This is a genomic window from Candidatus Aminicenantes bacterium (assembly GCA_026393795.1).
GTDB lineage: Bacteria > Acidobacteriota > Aminicenantia > UBA2199 > UBA2199 > UBA2199.
Window position 1 is genome coordinate 1 of sequence record JAPKZL010000213.1, and the last position, 5,664, is coordinate 5,664.

Here is a 5,664-nt window from a genome sequence, read left to right on the forward strand (position 1 = left end):
GTTATCGGTGAAAGGTTCCAGTTTCTTTTCATACCCGTCATCCAAAACCAGCCATTCCAGCGATTGGGCAAGTTCCTCGGGGAGCTTCTCGGCCGGGCAATTCTTCACTAGTTCCCAGGCCTTGTTCATGATCGATTGGTAGTACATGTTGGTTTCGTGCCGGGAAAAGCCCTCCATGCTTTTCTTCAGCGCGGCGATCATGGCGATCACCATCGTATGCAAAATCTTTTTGTCCAACCGGCCGTCCTGGTCGATGGCCGAAATGAAAGTTTTCTCGTGTTCCAGGAGTTCCAGTCCTTCTTTTTTCTGCTCGTGGTAGCGGAAGTCCCTGGCAGCGACCTCCTTGATCTCCAGCTTTCCTTTTTTCAGGAGACCGAAAATGACAAGCAGCAGCACCTTGCTCAGGGGAAGCTCCTGGAGCAGGGCCGCCTCGGCCGGAGTCAGGCCGCGCTTGATGCCGCCGCTCTCGATGCCGATCTTCGGCGGCAGGTATTGCCGCTGGCGTTTCCGGCTGCTGCGTACGGCGAAGATCACGATCAGAGCGATGATCCAGATCGGCGACAGGCTGAACACGAAGCCGATGAAGGCGGCGATCATGACGAAAAAACTCTTGCCCAGCGATTTTTTTGCCGGGGTAGCAACACTCGCCACCAGGTTTCTGGGGAAGGAAGCACCCACGGCGTAGGGGGCCGTCGCCGGCTGTCCGCTCCAGCGCCAAACGTAACTGACGCGGCCCTCGCGGAAAAACGATTCGCTGGGCCGGTAATCGGCGCGGCCGAAGGTGTGGTATTTCACCGTTTCCGGGGTGGTCCCAGGCGGCAGGTTGATCTGGATCTCCAGCAGGCGGGTGACCCCGGAAACGTACTTGCCGTCGAACCAGGTGCTTTTAAACTGTAGCGCGGCGAAGCCGCTGTTTTCCTCGTCGGCATAGACCAGCGCATTGACCTTGATCTGGAATTCAAGGCGAGACGTGCGGCCGGGCATGATCTGCCTGGCGTCGAGGTGGATCTCGACACCGGGATGGACGTACTCCGAATCCTTGATCACGCTCAGCTCCTGGCCGTCGATCCAGGCCCGGGCCGAACTCTTGTCATATTCCGTGTTGGGCATGCCGATATCGACGATGTCGATGGGGTGGCTGCCCGCTTCGGGGCTGAAGGTGATCGCGTAGCGCAGTTCGATCGAGCTGTCCGGCTGCACGGTCAGTTCGGCCTTCAGGTCGTCGACCCTGAAGAAGTAGTCCGCGGCCGGGGCCGGGACAACGGTCGCCAGAAGCATGAATAGGACCGGCAAGGGGAGTAACAGTTTTTTTACCATTTGGGTTCCTCCTCGACCTGGTACTGGCTGTGGCAATAAGGGCAGGAGATGAAGACCGCGCCCAGCTTGAGCTCCATGGCGTCCTTGTTCAACTCGGCGCCGCAGTTCTTGCATTTCAGCAGGCGGGGGTTGATCTCGCCGCCAATGGCGATTTTCTGTTCAACGATGACCGGGTCTTTTTTTCTGAAGGCCATGAACAGCGGCAGCATGGAGGCCACGACCAGCAGCAGGCCGAGTCCCCAGCGCTGGGTGATCAAAAAGGCCAGACCCACAAAAAAAACGATGAATGAAAATATGACGGCCAGTGCTTTTTCCATGCCCAGAACATAGCAAATTCCGCCGCGCTTTGCAATCTTTACTTTTAGGAAAAAGCGTGTTATGTTGACCGATTATGAAAAGCAAAATCATACTGTCCTTGGCTGCTTTTTCACTGCTCTTGAGCCATTTCGTGCTGGTGGCTGCCGCTGCCGACGGGGAACAGACGCAGACTGCCGTGGCCAAGGTGATCGTGCGCTTCGCAAAGGTCCGCACCCTCCCTGCCGCCGACGCCAAAATCATCAAGCAGATCGGCTATGGTACCATGCTCCAGATCCTGGGGAAAAAAGGCGATTATTTCCAGGTGGCCGCTATCCAGGCGGCGCCGGCCTCGGTTCAGCCGGCATGGTACATTCACCAGGGCGAGGTCGAACTGGTCAGCGCCAAACCCGTGTCGACGCTCAGGGAAAACAGGCAGGTGAAATTCGAACCGCAGCGCCCGGTCGCCGGGCAGCTTGTCTTGTTTACCGCCCTTAATTTTCACACCCCGAACCTGCTGAAATGGGATCTGGGCGACGGGATGGTCCTGACCAGCGGCAGCAAGTCGTCCCAGGTAACAGAAGCGAGATTGGCTTACGCCTATGCCGCCGCCGGAACGTACGAGGTCAAGGTATACGATGACCGGGGTGATCTGAACCTGCCGCCGCGGGTGATCACTGTGAAGGTCGCCGCCTATCCCCGCACCTTGCAGGTCAATCCCGACAAACCGCTGGCCAACCGCCAACTGACCATCAGTGCCATCAACTTCGACACGCCGCAGAACATCGTCTGGGACCTCGGCGACGGAACCGAGATCAGGCCCGGAGACGCGAGCGCAATCGTCAAGCCCAATTTCATGATCACTCACATCTATGCCGCCGCCGGCGTCTACACGGTGAAGGCTTGGGACGCCAACGGCAACAAAAGCCTGCCCCCGGTCAGCCTGTCCGTCCAGGTCGGGGCCGATCCCAGCCTGATCCGGATCGAACCTGAAAGGAAGACGGTCATCCTGGACAACGCCGCGTCGCTGCGGCCCGCGACCGCTCCAACGACGCCGGTGCAGGCGAGCATCCTTGTGGCGGAGTCGACGCCGCCCCCCCGGCCCAAGAAGAACCTCGCGGTCAAGATCGGTCCCTACGCTGGATTCTTCCAGCCCCGCGACGCCAACCTGAAATCCATCTACGGCGACGGCGACGTGATCTACGGCGGTCGGCTGGGCATCCATATCTGGCAAGGCGTCTATGTCTGGTTCTCCGCCTCCCAGTTCCAAGTGATCGCCAAGACCACCTTCACTGAGGAAAAGACGACCCTAACCCTGACCCCGTTCAGCGCCTTCCTGCGCGGCGGCCTCCGCCTGGGATTTTTCTGCCCCTATGTCGGCATCGGTTACACCTACATGGCTTACAAGGAGCAATCGGAGATCGGCAACGTGACCGGGAACGGCGGCAATACCTCTTATGAAGCCGGTTTCGAATTGAAAATGAACCGCCATTTCATCATGGACCTGGCCGTCCGTTACGACTTGATCAAGGTCAATCCGACCGGCTTTGACATCGACCTGGGCGGTTTACAGGCCGGGTTCAGCCTGCTGGTTTCTTTTTAAAGTTTTGCTTATTAGTTGACAGAAAGCGAAAAATATTGCAGTATATATAACGATATCGCATTTTTTAATGGATTCTAAAGATCAAATAAAAGAGTATATCTCTATCGTCGATGTTGCTTCGCTTTATGTGAGCCTGAAACCGGCAGGCAAGTATTATAAAGCGTTGTGCCCTTTTCACAGTGAGAAAACCCCGTCTTTTTTCGTTTATCCGGAAAAGAACAGCTTCAGCTGCTACGGCTGCAATCGTTTCGGCGATATCTTTGCCCTGGTCCAGGAGATGGAGAACATCGGCTTCGTTGAAGCCATGCATTTCCTGGCGGACAAATTCAATATCCCGCTGGAGAAAACAAGCCGCCAGACGGTCAACAAGGACGAATACCTCCAGGTCAATGAGCTGGCCCTTAATTTCTACAAAGAAAATTTGTTCGCCGGCGAAGAAGGGAAAGCGGCCTTGGGCTACCTCAAAAACCGCGGCCTGCAAAAGCAGACGATTGAGCAGTTTTCCCTGGGTTATGCCCCCAATGCCTGGGACGGCCTCAGCAATTATTTGAGTAAAAAAAAGGCCCCTCAGGCCAAGGCGCTGGAGCTGGGGTTGCTGGTCAAAAACGATAAAAACCGGGTCTACGACCGTTTCCGCGGCCGCATTATTTTTCCCATTTTTTCCGAGACCGGCGCCGTGGTGGCTTTCGGCGGCCGCACCATGTTTGACGATACGGCGAAGTATTTGAATTCACCCGATACGCCGATCTATAAGAAAGGCCATCATCTTTTCGGTTTTCAGCTGAGCAAGAATTTCATGAAGGAAGAGAAGGCCGGCATCCTGGTAGAAGGTTACCTGGACATGATCTCATTGTACCAGGCCGGCATCCGCCACGTGGCGGCTTCGCTGGGAACCGCGCTGACCGAGAAGCAGATCCATTTGCTGAAGCGTTTCTGCGCCGCGATCTACATCTTCTATGACAGCGACGCGGCCGGAGAGACGGCCACCGTCCGCAATATCGAAAAAATGTTCGAGCAGAACGTCAATCCGCGCATCGTGGTCATCGACGGCGCCAAGGACCCCGATGAATACGTGCGCTCCCACGGCGCCCAGGCCATGCATGAGATACTGGCCAAGACCGAGGACGGCTTCAAGTTCCTGCTGAACAAAGCGGCCCGGGAATTCGGGTTGCATGACCCGCTCCAGAAGCGCAAGGCCGTGGATGCCGTCCTCCAGGCCATCGGCAAAATGTCCGACCCGATCATCCGCGATGATTACTTGCAGCGCACGGCCGTTTTTTTCAAGATCGCGCCCGAGCTCCTGCAGCTCGAGCTCCAGCCGCAAAAAGCGCCGGAAAGCGCCGACCAGCCGCTACGCATCAGCCTGATGGAAGAGAAGATCCTGGAAGCGCTGCTGCGCGCCCCGGAAGTCATCCCCGAGATCAAGGAATTCTTCAACGAGGAACTTTTAGCCACCCTGGCCATCCGCAACATCATCAAATGGATGTTCGCCAGCTTCGAACGCTTCGGCGAAATTCGTTTTTCCGAGATCAACCAGCCCCTGAGCACGGCCGAAAAAGCCCGCTTGCACGACATATTTTCCCAAAAAACACAGGCGGTCAAGGAGCGTTCGGAAATTGAAAGGGATATTGTCATCAGTATCAATAATTTTCAGAAAAAACTGGCCGCGAGCAAAACGAAGCAACTGAATCAGGATATCGCCGTCGCCGAAAGGGACGACAACAAAGCCAAGCTCAGCCATTTGATGAAGTTGAAGAACGAGTCGCTGAAAACCTTGAGCCGGCGTTCCGGGGAGGAACCGATTGAAAAAGAAACCTGAAAAAAAGGCGGCAGCGGCGCCCGCGCGCAAAAAAATCCAACCTGCCAAGCCCCAGGCCAAGCCGAAGGTGAAGCCGGCCAAGCATCCCGCCTCTTCGGTCATCCTGCGCGAACTGGTTGAAATCGCCAACACCAACGACGCCAAGATCTCGCACGAAAATTTCATAAAATTTCTGAACGAGAACAACCTGCTCGAGCAAAAAAAGGAGATCACGGCCCACCTGCTGTCCCTCAACATCAAGATTCTGCGCAAGATGACGGCCTTGAACCAGGAAAAGCTCGGCGAATACAACAATTTTTTGAACGATTTCCGCAAGGAGCTGAAGGCCATTTTGAAGAAAGTCAAAAAGGGCTACGGCATCATCGAAATCGCGGCGATCAATTATATTTTCGGCTCGGATGAGGCGTTCAAGAAAAACCAGAAATTCATCAAGCACTTTTTAAAGGAAAACGAGATCAAGCCGGTCAAGAAGGCAGCAAAAAAAGCTGTCAAGGCGGGCGGCGAGCGCTCCGAAATCGTCGGCGATCCGGTCCGGCAGTACCTCTGCGAAATGGGCAACGTCAACCTGTTGTCGCGGGCCGAGGAGATCAGCATCGCCCGCAAGATCGAGCGCGGCGAGAAAAAAGTGATC

5 protein-coding genes are annotated in these 5,664 nt (G+C 55.8%); 3 read left to right on the forward strand and 2 right to left on the reverse strand.

Annotated elements, in window-relative coordinates; genetic code table 11:
* Both NTW95_10460 and NTW95_10465 read right to left on the reverse strand, forming a co-directional pair.
* On the reverse strand, window positions 1-1,317 hold a 1,317-nt coding region (locus NTW95_10460; GenBank protein MCX6557834.1), incomplete at its 3' end, for a hypothetical protein.
* On the reverse strand, window positions 1,311-1,634 hold the full coding sequence (locus NTW95_10465; protein ID MCX6557835.1) for a hypothetical protein: 324 nt from the start codon (window positions 1,632-1,634) through the stop codon (window positions 1,311-1,313). The genes NTW95_10465 and NTW95_10460, both read right to left, overlap by 7 nt.
* A 74-nt stretch (window positions 1,635-1,708) precedes the next feature.
* On the opposite strand from NTW95_10465, the gene NTW95_10470 reads away from it, so the two are divergent.
* The 3 genes from NTW95_10470 to NTW95_10480 form a co-directional block, all read left to right on the forward strand.
* On the forward strand, window positions 1,709-3,214 hold the full coding sequence (locus NTW95_10470; GenBank protein MCX6557836.1) for a hypothetical protein: 1,506 nt from the start codon (window positions 1,709-1,711) through the stop codon (window positions 3,212-3,214).
* A gap of 67 nt (window positions 3,215-3,281) precedes the next feature.
* Entirely contained in the window at window positions 3,282-5,033 is a 1,752-nt protein-coding gene (gene dnaG / locus NTW95_10475) for a DNA primase (protein MCX6557837.1), read from the forward strand.
* On the forward strand, window positions 5,017-5,664 hold a 648-nt coding region (locus NTW95_10480), incomplete at its 3' end, for a hypothetical protein (protein MCX6557838.1). The genes dnaG and NTW95_10480, both read left to right, overlap by 17 nt.